The 18108-nt window shown below is 70.3% G+C and carries 18 protein-coding genes; 5 read left to right on the top strand and 13 right to left on the bottom strand.

Annotation, left to right across the window (positions count from 1 at the left end; all coding sequences use genetic code 11):
• Positions 1-33: 33 nt before the first annotated feature.
• Together ABE438_RS14275 and ABE438_RS14270 are read right to left on the bottom strand one after the other, a co-directional pair.
• Positions 34-942 (bottom strand): DUF937 domain-containing protein, encoded by a 909-nt coding sequence (locus tag ABE438_RS14275; RefSeq protein WP_346503300.1) that lies wholly within the window; start codon positions 940-942, stop codon positions 34-36.
• 56 nt (positions 943-998) lie between these two features.
• On the bottom strand, positions 999-2354 hold the full coding sequence (locus tag ABE438_RS14270; RefSeq protein WP_346503299.1) for an MATE family efflux transporter: 1356 nt from the start codon (positions 2352-2354) through the stop codon (positions 999-1001).
• A gap of 218 nt (positions 2355-2572) precedes the next feature.
• Here ABE438_RS14270 and ispH point away from each other — a divergent pair, with 218 nt between their 5' ends.
• The 4 genes from ispH to ABE438_RS14250 all read left to right on the top strand — a co-directional run bounded on the left by ispH (position 2573) and on the right by ABE438_RS14250 (position 5959).
• Entirely contained in the window at positions 2573-3550 is a 978-nt protein-coding gene (ispH, locus tag ABE438_RS14265) for a 4-hydroxy-3-methylbut-2-enyl diphosphate reductase (protein WP_346503298.1), read from the top strand.
• 7 nt (positions 3551-3557) lie between these two features.
• A complete protein-coding gene (locus ABE438_RS14260; RefSeq protein ID WP_346503297.1) occupies positions 3558-4523 on the top strand; it encodes a homoserine kinase in 966 nt (321 codons plus the stop codon).
• Between the two features lie 91 nt (positions 4524-4614).
• A complete protein-coding gene (rnhA, locus tag ABE438_RS14255) occupies positions 4615-5061 on the top strand; it encodes a ribonuclease HI (protein WP_346503296.1) in 447 nt (148 codons plus the stop codon).
• 82 nt (positions 5062-5143) lie between these two features.
• Entirely contained in the window at positions 5144-5959 is an 816-nt protein-coding gene (locus ABE438_RS14250; protein ID WP_346503295.1) for a hypothetical protein, read from the top strand.
• A 43-nt stretch (positions 5960-6002) separates the two neighbouring features.
• Here the strand turns inward: ABE438_RS14250 and ABE438_RS14245 are convergent, their stop codons facing one another.
• The 3 genes from ABE438_RS14245 to ABE438_RS14235 all read right to left on the bottom strand — a co-directional run bounded on the left by ABE438_RS14245 (position 6003) and on the right by ABE438_RS14235 (position 7973).
• Positions 6003-6452: a GNAT family N-acetyltransferase gene (locus ABE438_RS14245; RefSeq protein WP_346503294.1), complete on the bottom strand. Its 450-nt coding sequence runs from the start codon at positions 6450-6452 to the stop codon at positions 6003-6005.
• 148 nt (positions 6453-6600) lie between these two features.
• Complete coding sequence (locus tag ABE438_RS14240) at positions 6601-7086, bottom strand: peroxiredoxin (RefSeq protein ID WP_346503338.1); 486 nt, start codon at positions 7084-7086, stop codon at positions 6601-6603.
• 50 nt (positions 7087-7136) lie between these two features.
• Positions 7137-7973 carry a protein-disulfide reductase DsbD domain-containing protein gene (locus ABE438_RS14235; protein ID WP_346503293.1) on the bottom strand — a complete coding sequence of 279 codons (837 nt, stop codon included), beginning with the start codon at positions 7971-7973 and terminating at the stop codon, positions 7137-7139.
• A gap of 244 nt (positions 7974-8217) precedes the next feature.
• Here ABE438_RS14235 and ABE438_RS14230 point away from each other — a divergent pair, with 244 nt between their 5' ends.
• Entirely contained in the window at positions 8218-8829 is a 612-nt protein-coding gene (locus ABE438_RS14230) for a YqgE/AlgH family protein (RefSeq protein WP_346503292.1), read from the top strand.
• Between the two features lie 93 nt (positions 8830-8922).
• On the opposite strand, the gene ABE438_RS14225 is transcribed toward ABE438_RS14230, so the two are convergent.
• The 8 genes from ABE438_RS14225 to ABE438_RS14190 all read right to left on the bottom strand — a co-directional run bounded on the left by ABE438_RS14225 (position 8923) and on the right by ABE438_RS14190 (position 18104).
• The gene (locus ABE438_RS14225; RefSeq protein ID WP_346503337.1) at positions 8923-11796 is read right to left on the bottom strand and encodes an EAL domain-containing protein; all 2874 of its coding nucleotides are present in this window, start codon (positions 11794-11796) and stop codon (positions 8923-8925) included.
• A 130-nt stretch (positions 11797-11926) separates the two neighbouring features.
• Complete coding sequence (locus ABE438_RS14220; RefSeq protein ID WP_346503291.1) at positions 11927-12532, bottom strand: GNAT family N-acetyltransferase; 606 nt, start codon at positions 12530-12532, stop codon at positions 11927-11929.
• 4 nt (positions 12533-12536) lie between these two features.
• Positions 12537-13886, bottom strand: coding sequence for a M16 family metallopeptidase (locus ABE438_RS14215; RefSeq protein ID WP_346503290.1), 1350 nt, complete (start codon positions 13884-13886; stop codon positions 12537-12539).
• The gene (gene thrC / locus ABE438_RS14210; RefSeq protein WP_346503336.1) at positions 13883-15298 is read right to left on the bottom strand and encodes a threonine synthase; all 1416 of its coding nucleotides are present in this window, start codon (positions 15296-15298) and stop codon (positions 13883-13885) included. The genes ABE438_RS14215 and thrC overlap by 4 nt, the downstream gene beginning before the upstream one ends.
• A gap of 91 nt (positions 15299-15389) precedes the next feature.
• A complete protein-coding gene (locus tag ABE438_RS14205; protein WP_346503289.1) occupies positions 15390-16172 on the bottom strand; it encodes an SURF1 family protein in 783 nt (260 codons plus the stop codon).
• Entirely contained in the window at positions 16169-16543 is a 375-nt protein-coding gene (locus ABE438_RS14200; RefSeq protein ID WP_346503288.1) for a DUF983 domain-containing protein, read from the bottom strand. The genes ABE438_RS14205 and ABE438_RS14200 overlap by 4 nt, the downstream gene beginning before the upstream one ends.
• A gap of 74 nt (positions 16544-16617) precedes the next feature.
• Positions 16618-17475, bottom strand: coding sequence for a cytochrome c oxidase subunit 3 (locus ABE438_RS14195; protein WP_346503287.1), 858 nt, complete (start codon positions 17473-17475; stop codon positions 16618-16620).
• A 47-nt stretch (positions 17476-17522) separates the two neighbouring features.
• The gene (locus ABE438_RS14190) at positions 17523-18104 is read right to left on the bottom strand and encodes a cytochrome c oxidase assembly protein (RefSeq protein ID WP_346503286.1); all 582 of its coding nucleotides are present in this window, start codon (positions 18102-18104) and stop codon (positions 17523-17525) included.
• Positions 18105-18108 lie beyond the last annotated feature (4 nt).

Below are 18108 nucleotides of genomic sequence, written 5' to 3'. Positions count from 1 at the left end.
CGGTCACCGCCCTTTTTCGTGGCGCGCCGCCAGTCAGCTCCGGCGCTGCCCGCCGCCCAGCATGGCGTCGAAGATCGAGCGCAGCGCGTCCTGATGCGAATCCTGCACCTTGCGCCCGTGCTCGAACATCTGGTTGAGCGCGTCGAGGCCGATCGATCCCGGCCCGGTCTCGCCGGACGGCGCCGGCATCTCCGGCTCCGGCGCGGGGCGGGAGGCGGGCGCGGCCTGCTGGCGCGGGGCGGGAGCGGCGGCGCCGCCCTGCTGGCCCGGCTGCTGGCCGAACATGCCGCCGAGAATCTGGCCGAAGACGCTGCCCATGTCGAGCGGGTTGCCCGCCGGGGCGCCTGCGCCTGCGCCGGTCGGCAGGCGGCCTGCGCCCGCCTGTCCGCCGAACAGCCCGCCGAGGATCGCCTCCAGCGGGTTGCCGGTGCCGGTGCCGGGCTGGCCGGCCGGGCGCGCGCCGCCCTGCGGCTGGCCGCCGCCCATCATCTGGCCGAGCTGGCCGAGAATGCCGCCGAGGCCCTGATTGCTCGCCGATTTGAACAGCCCACCCATCACCATGCTGGCGATCACCGGCAGCATCTGCTTGAGGATCGCCTGGCCGACGCCGCTGGTCGCGGCCGCCTGCGCGGTGACCGCGTTGCTGACCTCTTTGGAGCCGAAGATCTGGCTCAGCACGTCGTTGCCGAGCGGCACGGCGGTGTCGGGAATGCCGTCGCCGTTGGAATCGTACATCTGTCCGAAGGGCGTCGCGGTCATCATCCGCGCCAGGTTGCCGAAGCCGTAAGGGTCCTGCGTCTGCCGCTGCAGGCCCATGGAGAAGGCCGGCAGCAGCGCATCGAGCGCCGCCTGGGTCTGCTGCTGGCTGATGCCGTACTGGCGGGCGAGGTTCTCGACGGCCTGCCCGTTCTGGGCCGCCTGCATCATTTCGAACAGGTTCATGCGCTCATGCTCCGTGCGGCGGCTCCGATCGCGCCGACGATAGCAGTCGCGCCGGTTCAGGCAAGCGAGGCGCGCCGCGCCAGCCGGTCGATCGCCCGGTAGGCCAAAGCGAGCGCCAGGCTGCCGGCGACGACCGCGCCGACGACGGTGCCGAGCATCGCGCCCTCCGGGCCGCCGAGATGCGCGCCGAGCCAGGCGAGCGGCACGGTGCCCAGCGTGGCGCGGCCCCAGCTCAGCGCCGTGGCATGCAGCGGCATGCCGAGATTGTTGAAGGCGGCGGTGGCGACGAACAATGCGCCGATGAACAGCCACATCGGCCCGGCGATCAGGCAGAAGAAGGTCACGAGCTCGGCCGTGCGGCCCGTTGCGCCGAACAGCGCCGGCACCTGGTGGCGCAGCAGGAAGAGCAGCAGCGAGGCCACCACCACATAGATCGCGACGAAGCAGACCGCGTCGGTCAAGGCGCGGCGCATGCGGTCATAGCGGCCGGCGCCCCAGTTCTGCGCGATGATCGGCCCGATGGCGCCCGAGAGCGCGAAGAGCACGCCGAAGGCGACCGGCACCAGCCTGTCGACGATGGCACTCCCCGCCACGACCTGGTCGCCGAAGCGGGCGATGATCGCGAAGAAGCAGGCGTTCGCCAGCGGGTTGGCGAGATTGGTCATGATCGCCGGTGCGGCGATCGCGGCCGTGGGGCACAGGTCCTGCCGCAGCGCGGCGAGCGTCGGCCGGGTCAGCAGCCGGTGGACGCGCACCACGCCGTGCCAGCCGATCACCACGAAGACGATGCGCGAGAGCGCTGTCGCCCAGGCGGCGCCGTCCGGCCCGAGCCCGGCGCCGAAGATCAGCAGCGGGTCGAGCCCGGCCGTGACCACCGCGCCCGCGAGCGTGACGTACATTGCGCGCCGGGCATCGCCCGCGGCGCGCAGGATGCCGGACAGGCCCATGCCGAGCGCCATCACCATGTTGGCCGGCAGGGTGATCCACAGGAAGGAGGTCGCGATCGCCAGCGCTTCGCCGCGTGCGCCGAGCAGCGGCAGCAGCCAGGGCAGCAGCGGCAGCATCAGCAGGCCGAGCAGGAGCCCGCCCGTGGTCATCACGGCCAGAGACGAAGCGGCGATCCGGCGTGCGCCCTCGCGGTCGCGCGCGCCGAGCGCCCGCGCCGTCAGCGCCGTGACGGCGATCATCAGCCCGACATTGAAGGAGACCATGATGTAGAGCACGATCGTGGCGTAGCCGACGCCGGCCGTCGCCTCGGGCCGCCCCAGCCGCGAGACGTAGAGCAGCGAGAGCAGGTCGACCACGAAGACCGCGACGAGGCCGACCGAGGCCGTCGCGGTCATCACGGCGACATGGCGTAGCGTCGAGCCGCTGACGAAGACGGCCTCTCCGGACGAGACGGGACGGGTCACGCGCACCAGGCTCCGGTTTGGCTCGACGGTGCGGGACGAAAGAGGGCGGGCATGGCGGTCACTCGCATGGCGGGGGCGGGCGGCTCATGCGTCGCAGGCGGCCGACGGCCTTATGTAGGCCCTCTTCGCCTGTCATGCGAGCGCTGCGGTGCGCCCTTCCTTGACATCGCTTGCGGCACGCCGAAAGAAGACGGCTGATCCATGGAAGGCCCGTGCAGGTGACCGCCCCGAAACCGCCGCTCGAGATCCTGCTCTGCGCTCCGCGCGGCTTCTGCGCCGGCGTGGTCCGGGCGATCGACGCCGTCGAGAAGGCGCTGGCGCTGCACGGCGCTCCGGTCTTCGTGCGGCATGAGATCGTGCACAACAAATACGTGGTCGAATCGCTGAAGCGGAAGGGCGCGGTCTTCGTCGCCGAGCTGTCGGAGGTGCCCGACGCCAGCCGCCCGGTGATCTTCTCGGCGCATGGCGTGGCGAAGTCCGTTCCGGCCGAGGCGCGCGCCCGCGACTTCTTCGCCATCGACGCCACCTGCCCGCTGGTCACAAAGGTGCATCGCGAGGCCGAGGTCCATTACAAGCGCGGCCGCCATATCCTGCTGGTCGGCCATGCCGGCCATCCCGAGGTGATCGGCACCATGGGCCAGCTGCCCGAAGGCGCGATCACCCTGATCGAGACGCTCGACGACGTCGCCAGCCTCGCCCCGCCTGAGGGGCAGGACCTCGCCTATGTCACCCAGACCACGCTCTCGGTCGACGACACCCGCGAGATCGTGCTGGCGCTTCAGGCGCGCTTCCCGGCGCTGATCGCGCCGCACAAGGAAGACATCTGCTACGCCACGACCAATCGCCAGGAGGCGGTGAAGCGCGTCGCTCCGCTGGTGGACGGGCTGATCGTGGTCGGCTCGCCCAACTCCTCGAATTCGCAGCGCCTGCGCGAGGTCGCCGAGCGGGCCGGCTGCCCGATCTCGCGGCTCGTCCTGCGCACCGACGAGATCGACTGGTCGCTGTTCGGTGGCATCCGCCGCCTCGGCATCACCGCCGGCGCCAGTGCGCCCGAGGTGCTGGTCGAGGAGATCATCGACGCCTTCGCCGAGCGCTACGAGGTCACGGTCGAGACCGTCTCGACCGCCGACGAGAGCGTCTTCTTCCCCCTGCCGCGCGAGCTGCGCGCGGAGCCGGCCCGTTCCGCGGCCGAGTGAGCGATCCGTGGCCGTCTACACCGAAGTTCCCGACGACCAGATGGCCGCCTTCGTGGCGCGCTACGGCATAGGCGACCTGCTCTCCGCCAAGGGCATCGCCGAGGGCGTGGAGAATTCCAACTACCTGCTGCGCACCACGCAGGGCTCCTACATCTTGACGCTCTACGAGAAGCGGGTCGATCCGGCGGAGCTGCCCTTCTTCCTCGGGCTGATGGAGCATCTGGCCGGGCGCGGCCTGATCTGCCCCGTGCCGCTGCGCGACCGCGACGGGGCGCAGCTCGGCCGGCTGGCCGGCCGCCCGGCGGCGCTGGTGACCTTTCTTGATGGACTCTCGGTCCGGCGCCCTGGCGCGGCGCATTGCGCCGAGGTCGGGCGCGGGCTGGCGCTGCTGCACCAGGCCGGTGCCGATTTCGCGATGCGGCGCGTCAACGCGCTCTCGGTTCCCGGCTGGCGCCCGCTGGCCGAGCAGGCCGGCGCCCAGGCCGACAATGTCTCGCCGGGGCTCGCGGCCCGCGTGATGGCCGAGATCGAACGCCATGAGCGCGGCTGGCCGCAGGGCCTCCCGGGCGGCGTCATCCATGCCGATCTCTTCCCGAACAACGTCTTCTTCATCAAGGAGAAGCTGTCGGGGCTGATCGACTTCTATTTCGCCTGCAATGACGCCTATGCCTACGATCTGGCGATCTGCCTGAACTCCTGGTGCTTCGAGTCGGATTTCTCCTTCAACCTGACCAAGGGTCAGGCGATGCTCGCCGGCTATGAGAGCGTCAGGCGGCTGGAGCCGGCCGAGGTCGCGGCGCTGCCTGAGCTTTGCCGCGGCTCGGCACTGCGCTTTCTGCTGACCCGGCTGGTCGACTGGCTCAATGTGCCGCCCGGTGCGCTGGTCAAGCCGCACGATCCGCTCGAATACGACCGCAAGCTCGCCTTCCACCAGCGCGTCAGCGACGCGCGCGAATACGGGCTGCGGCGGTGAGCGAAGCGGTTTCGAGCGATCCGGTCGAGATCTGGATCCGCGCGCTTGGGGCTTGCCCCATTCGCGCCCCGCAAGCTGCCGGGCTTTCGGTATGAGCGATCCTGTGGAGATCTGGACCGACGGCGCCTGCTCGGGCAATCCGGGCCCCGGCGGCTGGGGCGCGATCCTGACCTATAAGGGCAAGGAGCGCGAGCTCTCCGGCGGCGAGGAGCCGACCACCAACAATCGCATGGAGCTGATGGCGGCGATCGCGGCGCTGGAGACGCTGACGCGGCCCTGCACCGTGGTGCTGCACACCGACAGCCAGTATCTGCGCCAGGGCATCACCAGCTGGATCCATGGCTGGAAGCGCAATGGCTGGAAGACGGCAGACCGCAAGCCGGTGAAGAATGAGGAGCTGTGGAAGCGCCTCGATGCCGCGCTGGGGCGCCACAAGATCGACTGGAAATGGGTCAAGGGCCATGCCGGCGACACCATGAACGAGCGCGCCGACGAGCTGGCGCGCGCCGGCATGGCGCCATTCAAGGGCGGGCGCTGACGCGGACGATCGCCCTCCGGCCTCGCGCGTGCCGCATCTGTCCGCTAGCCCGGCGGCCCGACAGGCAGACGAGGTCACGCCGATGACGCCGAGCCATATCGCCGCCAGACCGGGCCGCAGCGTATCGGTCGCCACGCTCATGGTCTGCGCCGGCGTGCTAGCCGGTACTGCCTCCGCGCAGGAGGTTGCGCCCGGAGCCGCCGACCTGACGATCGAGCTCGACGGCGACCTGCTGCGCCATGGCGGCGTCGTCACCGTCTACGCCATCCCGACGCCTGCGCCGCTCTGGGCCGAGGTCGCTGCCGGCGGGGTGGCGCGCACGATCCGGCTCGACCAGCGCTATGCCGAGGTCCAGCTGCGCTTTCCGGTCGGCGGCAAGTACGCCTACCGCTTCCGGCCGGCTGACGGACAAGCGCCCGGCGTGCCCCACCGCACCCAGGTTCTCTCGGTGATCGGCACCGATATGGAGGGCCGCGGTCCGCGGATGACGAGCGGCTTCGTCGATGCCGATTCCGATGGCGGGCGCGTGATCAGGGTGCCGTCCCTGACGGAGATCGCCGGAGACAGCGCGGCGCGTTGGGGCAGGACCGAGGGCAGGGATGCCGTGCCGCCGGCCGATAGCCGCAGCGCAAGGGTGCTGGCGGGGGTGATCCGCCAGGATCGCGACGCGCCGAAGCTCGCCTGCGAGGGCAGCGGTCCGGTCCGAGCCTGCACGCTGCCGCGCGGGGACTGGCCGGCGCTCGAACTGCTCTGGTGGCGCGGCATCGCCGAAAGCCGGCTCGAGCGGCTGGACCATTATGCGCTGCGCCGCTGCTACGACAGCGTCTGGTTCCGCGAGGGGCGCTGCGAGCCGGAGGCGGATTCGGACGAGCCGGCCTATCGTCACGTGCCGAAATAAGCGCTCGCCGCAATGAGCGCTTCAAGCTGTCCGGCCCGCCGCCTCAGGGCAGCGGCTGGCGATAGACGATGAAGCCGGATTTCTGCGCGACCTTGTCGTAGAGCGCCTGCGCCTGCAGGTTGCTCTCATGCGTCTGCCAGTAGACGCGGAAGCAGCCCTTCGCCTCCGCCATCGCCCGCACCGCCTCGATCAGCCGGCGCCCGACGCCGGTGCCGCGGGCCGCCTCGACGGTATAGAGATCCTGCAGGTAGCAGATCTCCTTCGGGCTCCAGGTGGTGCGGTGGAGCACATAGTTGACGATGCCGAGCGTCTCCTCGCCGCGCTGGGCGATGAAGCCGCCCATCGGCTCCTCGCCGCCGGTCAGGCGGGCGAAGGTCGTATCGGTGGTCTCGGGCGACAGCGACGCCTTGTAGAATGTCAGATAGCCCTGCCAGAGCGGCTCCCAGGCGGCGCGGTCGCCGGCGTCGAGCGGGCGGATGGTGATCTGCTGCATGGGCTGTCGCTCCTCCTGGCCGGAACGCTAGCGCCGGCGCCGGCACTTGTCCCATCACAAGCGCAGATCGATCCGATCGCGCCGGCTGCTGACATGACGAAGCCCGCGCCGTGCGGCGCGGGCTCGCGATAGACGTGCTTCTGTCGGCTCAGAGCTGGGAGATCAGCGCCTCGGCGCCGGAGGCCTCGGCCTTGCCGGCGGCCTCCTCGACATTGAGCGCGGTCACCACGCCGTCCTCGACGACCATCGAATAGCGCTGCGAGCGCGTGCCGAGGCCGAAGCCGGTGCCGTCCATCGACAGGCCGATCTCCTTGGCGAAGTCGCCATTGCCGTCGGCCAGGAAGGTGATGACGCCGGCGCCGCCGGTCGCCTTGGCCCAGGCGTCCATCACGAAGACGTCGTTGACGCCCGTGACGAAGATCTCGGAGATGCCCTTGGCCTTGATCTCGTCCGCCTTGGCGACATAGCCCGGCAGGTGGTTGCGATGGCAGGTCGGCGTGAAGGCGCCCGGCACCGCGAACAGGACGATCTTGCGCCCCTTGAACAGCTCGTCCGTGGTCTTCGCCGCCGGCCCTTCGGCCGTCATCACGCGGAACGTCGCCTGCGGAAGCTTGTCACCGACCTTGATCGCCATCATGTCCCTCGCCTGTTCACTCTCGCGGCACGCGCCGCCCCGGGGGAGGGTTACGGCCTCGCGGTGCCGATGTCGAGTTCGAGGCGCGCTTCCACGGCCTGCGGCTTGCCGCTGACGGTGACGATGAACGGCGTCGGCCCGCCGGCGCCGCGGGGGCGCTCGGTGATCCTGATCCTGGCCAGCGTGCTGCCGTCTGCCTGCGGGGTCAGCACGGGCCGCCCGAAGGCCCAGGCGCCCGGGCCCTCGACGAAGACGTCCTCGATCGCGCCCTCGGCCGGCGCCCGCAGGCCGAGTTCCAGCATGCGCTCGTTCTTGCGCATGTCGAGAATGGCGATCTGGTCGCCGGGCTGGCCCTGGCGCACCGGGACCGGCACCCGCGCCTCGTATTCCTCCAGCCGGGGCGACGTCACGGCGGTGACGCCGGGCTTGAGCCAGAGCCTGGCCTCGCCGGTGGCGGGAATGCAGATCTTCTCGCAGACCGCGTAGGCGAGCTTCAGCACCACTGTGACCGGCTTGTCGGGATCGACCGGCTGCACCGAGATCGGCACCACCACCTCGTCGATATAGCCGACACCATAGCCGTTGCCGGCCTCGAAGCGCTGCGGCGCCGGCCAGCGCACGTCGAGACCGCCGACATTGTCCGATCCGCTCCAGTCGAACACCGGGGGCACCCCGGAATCGCCGGGGCTGCGCCAATAGGTCTTGTAGCCCGGCGTCATCTTGATCTCGACGCCGACGCGCTGCTTGCCGGTCGGGGTGGTCGGTCCCGCGATGAGGCGCAATTGCGAATGCGAACCGCTCGACCAGGGCGACATGGCGGCCTCCTCGGCCTGCGCTTGGCAGCCGAGGGCGAGAAGGCAGAAGGCCGGGACGATGAGTGCTTTCACGGCAGGATATGTAGGCGATAACGACCGGGCTTGCGAGCGGGAAGCGCCCCGGCTGGGCCGGGCACGAGGAAACGTGATCCTGCCGGAGGATTGCGGCGCGATCAGGCCGCCGCGGCGGCGGATGCGGCGGAACCGCGCGCCGGGCCAGGCGGGGCCGGGCGATCGGCTATCGCGTTGTTATCGCCCCGGATTCCTTCGGGGAGACCGGATTCCCCTTTCGATCGGGATCGGCTAGCATGTCGGCATGGACTTTGGATCGAACCCGCGCATCGACGGTCGCAGCTATCTCGACGGGCAGTGCCTGATCGCCATGCCGGGCATGAGCGATCCGCGCTTCGCCCGCTCGGTCGTGTATCTCTGCGCCCATTCCGAGGACGGGGCGATGGGCATCATCGTCAACAAGCCGGCGATCGAGACCCGCTTTCCGGAACTCCTCGTCCAGCTCGAGGTGATCCCGGCTGACGAGGCGATCAGGCTGCCGAGCCAGGCTGAGAAGGTGCAGGTCCTGCGCGGCGGGCCGGTCGAGACCAAGCGCGGCTTCGTGCTGCACTCGGCCGATTTCTTCGTCGAATCGGCGACGCTGCCGGTCGATGACGGCATCTGCCTCACCGCGACGCTCGACATCCTGCGCGCCATCGCGGCCGGCAACGGGCCGGAGAGTGCGGTGCTGGCGCTTGGCTATGCCGGCTGGGGCGCCGGCCAGCTCGAAAGCGAAATCCAGTCGAATGGCTGGCTGCATTGCGAGGCCGACCACGCGCTGCTGTTCGACCACGGGCTCGACACCAAATACGCCCGCGCCTTGGCCAAGCTCGGCATCGACCAAGCGTTTCTCTCAGGCGAGGCCGGCCACGCCTGAGGCGGCCCGGCGGCAGTCCCGCCCGGCCTTCGCTTCAGTCCCACAATCGGTGAAGAGCCGGAACGGGCGAAGGCGCGAGCGCTGCGGCTGCGCTCACGCCATCTCGTAGGACGAGCCAGTGGCGCCGACGAGGCGCCGCGCCTCGGCCGCGGTCATCGGCTGGCCGAAGGTGTAGCCCTGCGCGTACTGGCAGCCGAGCTGGTAGAGCTCGATCGCGTCCGATTCCGTTTCGGCGCCCTCGGCGACCACATCCATGCGCAGATCGGCGGCGAGCTGGACGATCGAGCGCAGGATCACCGGCGGGCGGCCATTGGCCATCTGGCGCACGAAGCTCTGGTCGATCTTGATCGTGTCGAAGGGGAAGCGCTGCAGATAGGACAGCGAGGAATACCCCGTGCCGAAATCGTCGAGCGACAGGCCGGCGCCGAGATCGCGGATGCGCGACAGCATCTGCGCCGCATATTCCGGGTTCTCCATCACCAGGCTCTCGGTGATCTCGAGCTTGAGCGTGCCGGGCAGCACCCGGCGGCGGGCGAGAACGCTCTTTACGTCGCGCAGCAGGTCGTGGCGCAGCAGCTGGCGGCTGGAGACGTTGACGCTGGCGAAGATCGGCGGCTCGACCTCGAGCGCCGCCTGCCAGGCCGCGAGCTCATGCGCCGTGCGGTCCATCACATAGACGCCGAGATCGACGATCAGCCCGGTCTCCTCCGCGATGGAGAGGAAGTCCTGCGGCAGCAGCCTTCCCTCGCGCGGATGGTCCCAGCGCATCAGCGCCTCGAAGCCGGCGATGGTACGGTCCTCCAGCCGGACGATCGGCTGGTAGACCACCTGGATCTCGCCGCGCTCGATCGCGCGGCGCAGGTCGCTCTCCAGCGCGAGGCGGTCGTTACGGTCCTTGCGCATCGCCGGGACGAAGACCTCGACCAGATTGCCGCCCTGGTTCTTGGCGTGCGTCATGGCCAGTTCGGCGTTCTTCAGCGCGTCGTCCTGCCGGGCGGTCGGCGTGTCGTCGAACAGCGCCAGGCCGATCGAGGGCGTCAGTACGATCTCGCGCTCGGCGAAGGTGATCGGCGTCGAGACGGCGCGGCGCACCAGCTCGGCCAGCGCCAGGATGCGCTCCGGCTCGCGCTCCGAGACCAGGATCATCGCGAAGGTGTCGCCGCCGATGCGCGCCAGCGTGTCCTGTGCCCGCAGCAGCCGGCCGAGGCGGCGCGCCAGCGTCAGCAGGATCGAATCGCCGGCCGAGAAGCCGACCGACTCGTTGACCTGCTTGAAGCGGTCGATGTCGATGACCAGCACGGTCGGGCGGATGTTCTCGTCTGCCCGGCTGAAGCCGAACACGGCGGCGAGCCGGTCCTGGAACAACTCGCGATTGGGCAGGCCGGTCAGGTTGTCGTGCACGGCGTCGTGCAGCATGCGCTCCTGCGCCGTGCGCTGCTCGGTGATGTCGACCAGCGTGCCGATGACGCGCATCACCTCGCCGTCGCTGCCGACGACCGGGCGCGCCTTCAGGCTGAACCAGTGATAGGCGCCGCTCGCCGCGCGCAGGCGGAAATCGAGCTGCAGCCTGCCGCGGCGCTGTTCGATCACTGCGTCGAGGGTGATGCGATAGCGGTCGCGATCGGCGACGTGCATGTATTCCAGCCAGCGGGCGGCCGAGCCTTCCAGCGCGCCGCGCGGCAGGCCGAGCAGGCTCTCGGCCTGCGGCGAGACGAAGATCTTGTCGGCACTGACGTCCCAGTCGAAGACGAGGTCGCCGGCGCCGGCCAGCGCCAGCGCCCGGCGCTCCGAATCCGAGACCAGCCCCTGCGCCAGCGCGCCGCCCGCGAAGGCGTGCTGCACCACGGTGAAGCCGATCAGCAGCACGATCAGCACCAGTCCGCCGATCAGCGCCGGCGGCGCGAGGTCGCGCACCAGCTGGCCGGTGACGGTGAAGCCGGCCGCCGTGACCCAGACCAGCAGCAGGAACCAGGTCGGGATCAGCATCACCGCCCGCTCGTAGCCATGCGTGGCGAGGTGCAGCACCAGCACGAGGCCGATCGCCGCCACTGCCGCGATCGAGATGCGCGCGACGCCGGCCGCCATCGGCGCGTCGACCACCGCGAGCCCGACCAGCCCGGCAAGGCCGAGGATCCAGATCAGCGTGATGTGGCTGTAGCGCACATGCCAGCGCGACAGGTTGAGATAGGCGAAGAGGAAGACCAGCAGCGTCGCCGCCAGCACCACCTCGGCACCGGCGCGGTAGATGCGTTCGATCGCCGGCGTCAGCGGGAAGATGCGCTGGAAGAAGCCGAAGTCGAGGCCGGCATAGGCCAGCACCGCCCAGGCCAGCGCTGCCGCGGCCGGGAAGATCACCGCGCCCTTGACCACGAAGATGATGGTCAGGAACAGCGCCAGCAGGCCGGCGATGCCGATGATGATGCCCTTGTAGAGCGTCAGCCCGTTGGTCTTCTGGCGATAGGCCTCCGTCTCGTAGAGATAGAGCTGCGGCAGGTTGGGCGATTTCAGCTCGGCGACGAAGGTGACGGTCGTGCCGGGATCGAGCGTGATCTGGAACACGTCGGCATCGGGCGAGTCCTCGCGTTCCGGCCGCAGGCCCTGGCTCGCGGTGACCGCCTCGATGCGCCGGTCGCCGAGATCGGGCCAGATCACGCCGGAGCCGATCAGCCTGTGGAAGGGCGCGACCAGCAGGCGGTCGATCTGCTCGTCGGAATCGTTGGTGAGCGCGAAGACGATCCAGTCCGGCCGCGCACCGGATTCGCGGGCGCGCACCGCGATGCGGCGTACGATGCCGTCCGGGCCCGGCGCGGTCGAGATCTGGATGACGTCGCCGTCCGACTTGTTGCGCTCGACCACGTCGGTGAGGTCGAGCACAGGCGCCTCGATCGGCACGCGCTGGGCTTCCACCGCCTGGGCCGGCCGCAGCAGCGCGGGCAGGGCCAGGAGCAGGAGGCCGCAGATGGCCATGCCAAGCCGGAGGAAGCGGAGCGAGGGCGACAAGGGGGGCTCGGTCTTGTGAGGCGGGGTCTTGTGACGAGTGTCGAGGCCAGTGGTATCGGCCGGGCGTGGCGAGGGCAAGGCGGCCGGCGCCCTGCGCTCAGCCGGCATCGCGCCGCTCGGGAAGCGGGTCGGAGGCCAGGATTCCGTAGAGAAGATGCTCCGCCCACGCCCCGTTGATGCGCAGATAGCCCCGGGCGCGCCCTTCCAGCCGGAAGCCGACGCGCTCGAGCAGGCGGCGCGAGGGCTCGTTATGCGGCAGGCAGGCGGCCTCGACCCTGTGGAGAGCCAGCTCGGTGAAGGCGAAGCGGACCGCGCCGCGCACCGCCTCGGTCATGTGGCCCTTGCCGGCATGGCGCTGGCCCATCCAGTAACCGAGTGTGCAGGTCTGGGCGACGCCGCGGCGCACCAGCCCCATGGTCAGCCCGCCGACCAGCGCGGCCGTGCGGGTCTCGAACAGGAACAGCGAATAGGCCTCGTCCGCCGCGATCTCACGGGCGGCACGCTTCACCCGCTGCCGGAAGGAGTTGCGGGTCAGGTCTTCCTCGGCCCAGGTCGGCTCCCAGGGGGTCAGGAATTCGCGGCTCTCGATCCGCAGCGCCGCCCAGGCCGCGTAGTCGTCGGCCTGCGGCGGTCGCAGCGTCAGGGTCTCCGTTCGGATCAGCGGCCTCGCCGAGGGCTCTGTCGCGAAACGGAAGAGGGCCATGGCCTCAGCGCTTTCCGGCGCGGAGCCTGGCCCGCAGCGCATCGGCCGGGGGCAGCTCCTCCAGCGGGCCGACGGCGGCCACCGTCGCGTGCCCTTCGAGCAGCGAGCGGCCGGCGGCGCGGACATCGGCGAGGCTGACGGCGTCGAGCCGGCCGGCGAGTTCCTCGCGCGGGATGGCGCGGCCAAAGACCAGCACCTGCCGCGCCATCTGCTCCAGCTTGCCGCCGGGGCTCTCCAGCGAGGCGAGCAGCCCGACCTTCATCTGGGCGCGGGCACGGGCGACCTCGACCTCGCTGACGTCCTCTGCCGCCTGGCGCAGGCAGTCGAAGGCGACGTCGACCAGCTCGTCGACATCCTCCGGCGCCGTGCCGGCGCTGATGCCGAAGATGCCGGAATCGGAGAAGGGCCAGTGGAAAGCGTCGACCGCATAGGCGAGGCCGCGGCGCTCGCGCACCTCCTGGAACAGGCGCGACGACAGCCCGCCGCCCAGCACCGCCGAGAAGATCTGCAGCGGATAGTGCTCGCCGTCCTGGAACGGCTTGCCGGGGAAGCCCAGCACGATGTGGACCTGCTCCTCGTCGCCGTCGATGCGGGCTTCGCCGCCGCGATAGACCGACGGTGAACGCGGCTGCAGCGGGCTCGCCGGGCGCTCGGGCAGGGCGGCCAGCGCCTCGCTGGCAAGCGCCACCAGCTCGGCATGATCGACGGCGCCGGCGGCCGCCAGCACCATGTTGCCGGCGTGATAGTGCTGGCCGAGATAGGCGCGGATCGCCTCGGGCGTGAAGCCGTTGACCGTCTGCGCCGTGCCGAGGATAGGCCGGCCCAGCGGCTGGTCGGGGAAGGCGGCCTGCAGGAAGCGATCGTAGACCAGGTCGTCGGGCGTGTCCTGCACCGCGCCGATCTCCTGCAGGATTACGCCCTTCTCGCGGGCGAGCTCCTCCTCGCTGAGCGCCGGGGCGGTCAGGATGTCGGCGAGGATGTCGACGGCCAGCGGCAGGTCGCGGCCGAGCACGCGCGCGGTGTAGCAGGTGTACTCGACGCTCGTCGCGGCGTTGAGGTCGCCGCCGACGCTCTCGATCTCCTCGGCGATCTGGCGGGCCGAGCGGCGCGCCGTGCCCTTGAACGCCATGTGCTCGAGCAGATGGGCGAGCCCGTGTTCATGGGGCAGCTCGTCGCGCGCGCCGGCGCCGACCCAGATGCCGAGCGACACGGTCGCGGCGTGGTTCATCCGCTCGGAGACGATGCGCAGGCCCGACGGCAGCGTCGTGAGCTCGACGGCGGGGTCGTGCGGCAGGGCGAAGGAGTCGGCCTTTGCGGCGGGCTTGGTCTCGGTCTTGGCGCGGATCCCGCTCATGCCGTCGTGCTCCGGACGGCGCGGGCCCGCTCGGTGACGAAGCGCTCCAGCGCGCCCTGGTCGTTGGGCAGGCGCGAGACGCGCTCGGCCCGCGTCATCAGGTCGGCGAGATGCGGCGGCAGGGCCGGGCGCACGCCGCAGGCCGCCTCGACAGCGGCGGGGAACTTGGCGGGATGGGCGGTGCCGAGCGCGACCACGGGCGTGGCCGGGTCCTTCGCCAGGCTGCGGCGGGCGGCCGCGACCGCGATCGCACTGTGCGGATCGAGCAGATAGCCGGCCTGCTGCCAGGTGGTGCGGATCTCGGCGGCGGTGTCGGCCTCGCTGACGGCGGTCGCGTCGAATTCGGCGCGGATGCGCGCCAGCGGCGCGGCGGCGATCTCGAAGCGCCCGGATTGCTGCAGCGACTGCATCAGGCGGCGCACGGCCTCTGCGTCTCGGTCATGCGCCTCGAACAGCAGGCGCTCGAAATTCGACGAGATCTGGATGTCCATGGAGGGTGAGGTGGTCGCCGCCACGCCGCGCATCTCGTAGACGCCGGTGGCGAGCGTGCGCGCCAGGATGTCGTTGCTGTTGGTGCCGATCATCAGCCTCTCGACCGGCAGGCCCATGCGCTTGGCGATCCAGCCGGCGAGCACGTCGCCGAAATTGCCGGTCGGCACCGCATAGGAGATCGGGCGATGCGGCGCGCCGAGCGAGACGCCGGCCGTGAAGTAGTAGACGACCTGTGCCGCGATCCGCGCCCAGTTGATCGAGTTCACGCCCGACAGGCGCAACTCGTCGCGGAAGCGGTGATGGTTGAACAGCGCCTTCACCAGCGCCTGGCAGTCGTCGAAGGTGCCGTCCACCGCGATGGCGTGGACGTTGCCGGCGTCGACCGTGGTCATCTGGCGGCGCTGCACCTCGGAGACGCGCCCCTCCGGGTAGAGGATGAAGACATCGACCCGCTCGCGCCCCTTGAAGGCGTCGATCGCGGCGCCGCCGGTGTCGCCCGAGGTCGCGCCGACGATGGTGGCGCGCTCGCCGCGCGCGGCCAGGACATGGTCCATCAGCCGGCCGAGCAGCTGCATCGCCACGTCCTTGAAGGCCAGGGTCGGGCCGTGGAAGAGCTCGAGCGCGAACAGATTGTCGCCGAGCTGGACCAGCGGGCAGACGGCCGGGTGGCGGAAGGTGGAGTAGGCATCCGCGATCATCGCCGAGAGCGCGTCGGGCGCGATGTCGCCGCCGCTCAGCGCGCCGACGACGCGCTCCGCCGCCGCCGCATAGGGCAGCCCGGACAGGCCGGCGATCGCGGCCTCGTCGAGCGTCGGCAGCGTCTGCGGCAGATAGAGCCCGCCATCGCGCGCCAGCCCCGCCAGCAGGGCATCGGAGAAGGAGAGATGGGGCGCGTCGCCGCGGGTCGAAATGTGAAGCACGGTCATGGTCCAGCAGGTCTCGAGCGATCCTATAGGCCCCTTGCCCCGGGAGGGTAAAGCCGGACGCCCGTTTCCGGGGCGCCGCGAGGACTCAGGGCGCGGCCGGGCGGCGCCAGCGCGCCTGCAGGGCATAGGCGACGAACACGCCGATCAGGGTCAGGGCCAGCCCGTACCAGGTCAGCGCGTATTGCAGGTGATTGTCCGGGATGCGGGCGATCAGCTCGCGCGGGTCGACGCCGGCCGGCGGCGTCAGGCCGTCGCCCTGGCGCTCGGCCTCCAGATAGAACGGCGCCACGGCGCCGAGCCCGAGCGAGGCGGCGATCCCGGCCGGATCGCGGGTGTAGAACTCGCGGCGCTCCGGCAGGTCGGCCGGGGTGAAGCTGCCGCGCGCTTCCGGCGCGCGCAGGAAGCCGACGATGGTGGCTTCGCCGGCGGCCGGGCGGATCTCGCCATAGCGCTCCTCCGGCACGAAGCCGCGATTGACCAGCACGGTGCCGCCGTCGTCGAGCGCGAAACCCTGGAAGACCCAGCGCCCGAAGCCGGAGAGCTGGCGCGAGCCGGGCGGCCCGCCGGCCACCGTGGTGCGCACGCCGGCGACGGGACCGTCGACATAGCGGCCCTTGGCGACGACGCGGCTGAGGTCGAGCGCCGCCGGATCCAGCCCGGCCCAGCCGGACGCGGCCGGCATGGCGGCGGGCGGCGCCACCGCCTGCGCCTCCAGCCGGTTGATGAAGGCGTGCTTCTCCTGCATGCGCAGGATCTGCCAGGTGCCGAGCGTGCAGAGCACCGCCAGCGACACCAGGGTGAACAGGGCGGGCAGCAGCAGCCGCGGCGCTCGGCTGGCGTCCGGGAGCCGGTTCGTCTCGTGCGTCACTTCCCGTGCCTGCCTTCCTCGGCGCGGTTGGCGTATTGCAGCGCCACCGCCAGCCCCTTCATCGGACGCAGCAGCGCCAGGCAGGTGATCAGCGCCAGCGGCAGCCAGATCACCAGATGCAGCCAGATCGGCGGCTCGTAGGCAATCTCGACATAGAGCGCCATGCCGAGCACCGTGAAGCCGGCGATCAGCATGATGAACACCGCCGGGCCGTCGGCGGAATCGGCGAAGGCGTAGTCGAGGCCGCAGGCGGCGCAGCGCGGCCGCACCTTGAGATAGCCGTCGAAGAGCTTGCCCTCGCCGCAGCGCGGGCAGCGTCCGGCGAGCCCGGTGGAGAAGGGCGAGGGCGGGGTGATCGGCTGGTCGGCCATGGCGGATCTCCGAAACGCAACGGGGCGGCCTCGCGGCCGCCCCGGGATGACAGCGGCCGCGACGGGCCAGCGGCTCAGTGCGCCGCGGGCGTCCCGGCGCCCCAGACGTAGATGGCGGCGAACAGGAACAGCCAGACCACGTCGACGAAGTGCCAGTACCAGGCGGCGAACTCGAAGCCGAGATGCTGCTCCGGCTTGAAGTGGCCGAGATAGACGCGCCATAGGCAGATCGCGAGGAAGATCGTGCCGATGATCACATGGAAACCGTGGAAGCCGGTCGCCATGAAGAAGGTCGAGCCGTAGATGTGGCCTTTGAAGTCGAAGGTGGCGTGGGCGTACTCGTAGCCCTGGCAGATCGTGAAGATCACGCCGAGCACGACGGTCAGCCACAGCGCCTGCTTCAGGCCCTTGCGGTCGTTCTGGAGCAGCGCGTAATGCGCCCAGGTCACGGTGGTGCCGGAGGTCAGCAGGATCAGCGTGTTCAGCAGCGGCAGGTGCCAGGGATCGAAGGTCTCGATGCCCTTCGGCGGCCAGTGGCCGCCGGTGAACTCGGCGCGCTGGTACTGGATCGTCTCGCCGGCGAACAGGCTTACGTCGAAATAGGCCCAGAACCAGGCGACGAAGAACATCACCTCGGAGGCGATGAACATGATCATGCCGTAGCGGTGATGGAGCTGCACCACGCGGGTGTGGTGGCCCTCCTTCTCCGCCTCGCGGATGACGTCCATCCACCAGGCCAGCATCGTGTAGAGCACGCCGAGCAGGCCGACGCCGAAGACCAGCGGGCCGACATGCATGCCGGCGACCGGCAGCGCCTTCATCCACATGATCGCGCCGATCGCGAGGACGGTGGCGCTGGCCGAGCCGACGAGCGGCCACGGGCTCGGATCGACGAGGTGGTAGTCGTGGTTCTTGGTATGGGCCTCGGCCATCGTGCTCGGTCTCCGCGTCCGATGATGCGCAGCGCTCGCGCGCAGTCTTATAGTTTCGAAGGGGCAGCGTCACCCTTGCGCTCCGCCACCGGCTGCCCGTTCTTGGACGGGAAGTAGGTGTAGGACAGGGTGATCGATTTCAGCGTGGCGAGCTCTTTGTTCGCCTCGATCTCGGGGTCGATATAGAACACGACCGGCGCCTCGATGCTTTCGCCGGGCTGCAGCGTCGTCTCCGTGAAGCAGAAGCACTGGATCTTCACGAAATGCGCGCCGGCCTGGCTGGGCTGGACGTTGTAGGTCGCGATGCCGGTCATCGGCTTCGAGGAGGTGTTGGTGATGCGGTAGAAGACCGTCTTGGTCTCGCCGACCCGTGCGGTCACCTCGGTCTGCTCGGCGTCGAAGCGCCAGCCCAGAGCCGGGGAGACGTTGGCGTCGAAGGTCACGCCCATCACACGCTCGCCGATGCGCCCGGCGCCCGCAGTGCCGATGATCGGCGTGCCGCCGAAACCGGTCACTTTGCAGAACATGTCGTAGAGCGGCACTGCCGCGAAGGACAGGCCGGTCATGCCGACGGCGACGGCGCTGCAGATCAGCACGGTACGGCGGTTGCGGGTTCTGGCGTCGGTCATGGCG

It is taken from the genome of Allobosea sp. TWI1241 (assembly GCF_039673065.1).
Classification (GTDB): domain Bacteria; phylum Pseudomonadota; class Alphaproteobacteria; order Rhizobiales; family Beijerinckiaceae; genus Allobosea.
This window is presented reverse-complemented; position numbering and strand designations above follow the sequence as displayed.

Bases quoted from the DNA above. Each gene is read 5' to 3' on its own strand.
- ABE438_RS14200 (WP_346503288.1), bottom strand. From the start codon at position 16,543: ATGGCCGACCAGCCGATCACCCCGCCCTCGCCCTTCTCCACCGGGCTC.
- ABE438_RS14230 (WP_346503292.1), top strand. From the start codon at position 8,218: ATGGACTTTGGATCGAACCCGCGCATCGACGGTCGCAGCTATCTCGAC.
- ABE438_RS14250 (WP_346503295.1), top strand. From the start codon at position 5,144: ATGACGCCGAGCCATATCGCCGCCAGACCGGGCCGCAGCGTATCGGTC.
- ABE438_RS14215 (WP_346503290.1), bottom strand. From the start codon at position 13,886: ATGAGCGGGATCCGCGCCAAGACCGAGACCAAGCCCGCCGCAAAGGCC.
- ABE438_RS14245 (WP_346503294.1), bottom strand. From the start codon at position 6,452: ATGCAGCAGATCACCATCCGCCCGCTCGACGCCGGCGACCGCGCCGCC.
- ABE438_RS14240 (WP_346503338.1), bottom strand. From the start codon at position 7,086: ATGGCGATCAAGGTCGGTGACAAGCTTCCGCAGGCGACGTTCCGCGTG.
- ABE438_RS14190 (WP_346503286.1), bottom strand. From the start codon at position 18,104: ATGACCGACGCCAGAACCCGCAACCGCCGTACCGTGCTGATCTGCAGC.
- rnhA (WP_346503296.1), top strand. From the start codon at position 4,615: ATGAGCGATCCTGTGGAGATCTGGACCGACGGCGCCTGCTCGGGCAAT.
- ABE438_RS14225 (WP_346503337.1), bottom strand. From the start codon at position 11,796: ATGGCCATCTGCGGCCTCCTGCTCCTGGCCCTGCCCGCGCTGCTGCGG.
- ABE438_RS14275 (WP_346503300.1), bottom strand. From the start codon at position 942: ATGAACCTGTTCGAAATGATGCAGGCGGCCCAGAACGGGCAGGCCGTC.
- ABE438_RS14195 (WP_346503287.1), bottom strand. From the start codon at position 17,475: ATGGCCGAGGCCCATACCAAGAACCACGACTACCACCTCGTCGATCCG.
- ABE438_RS14220 (WP_346503291.1), bottom strand. From the start codon at position 12,532: ATGGCCCTCTTCCGTTTCGCGACAGAGCCCTCGGCGAGGCCGCTGATC.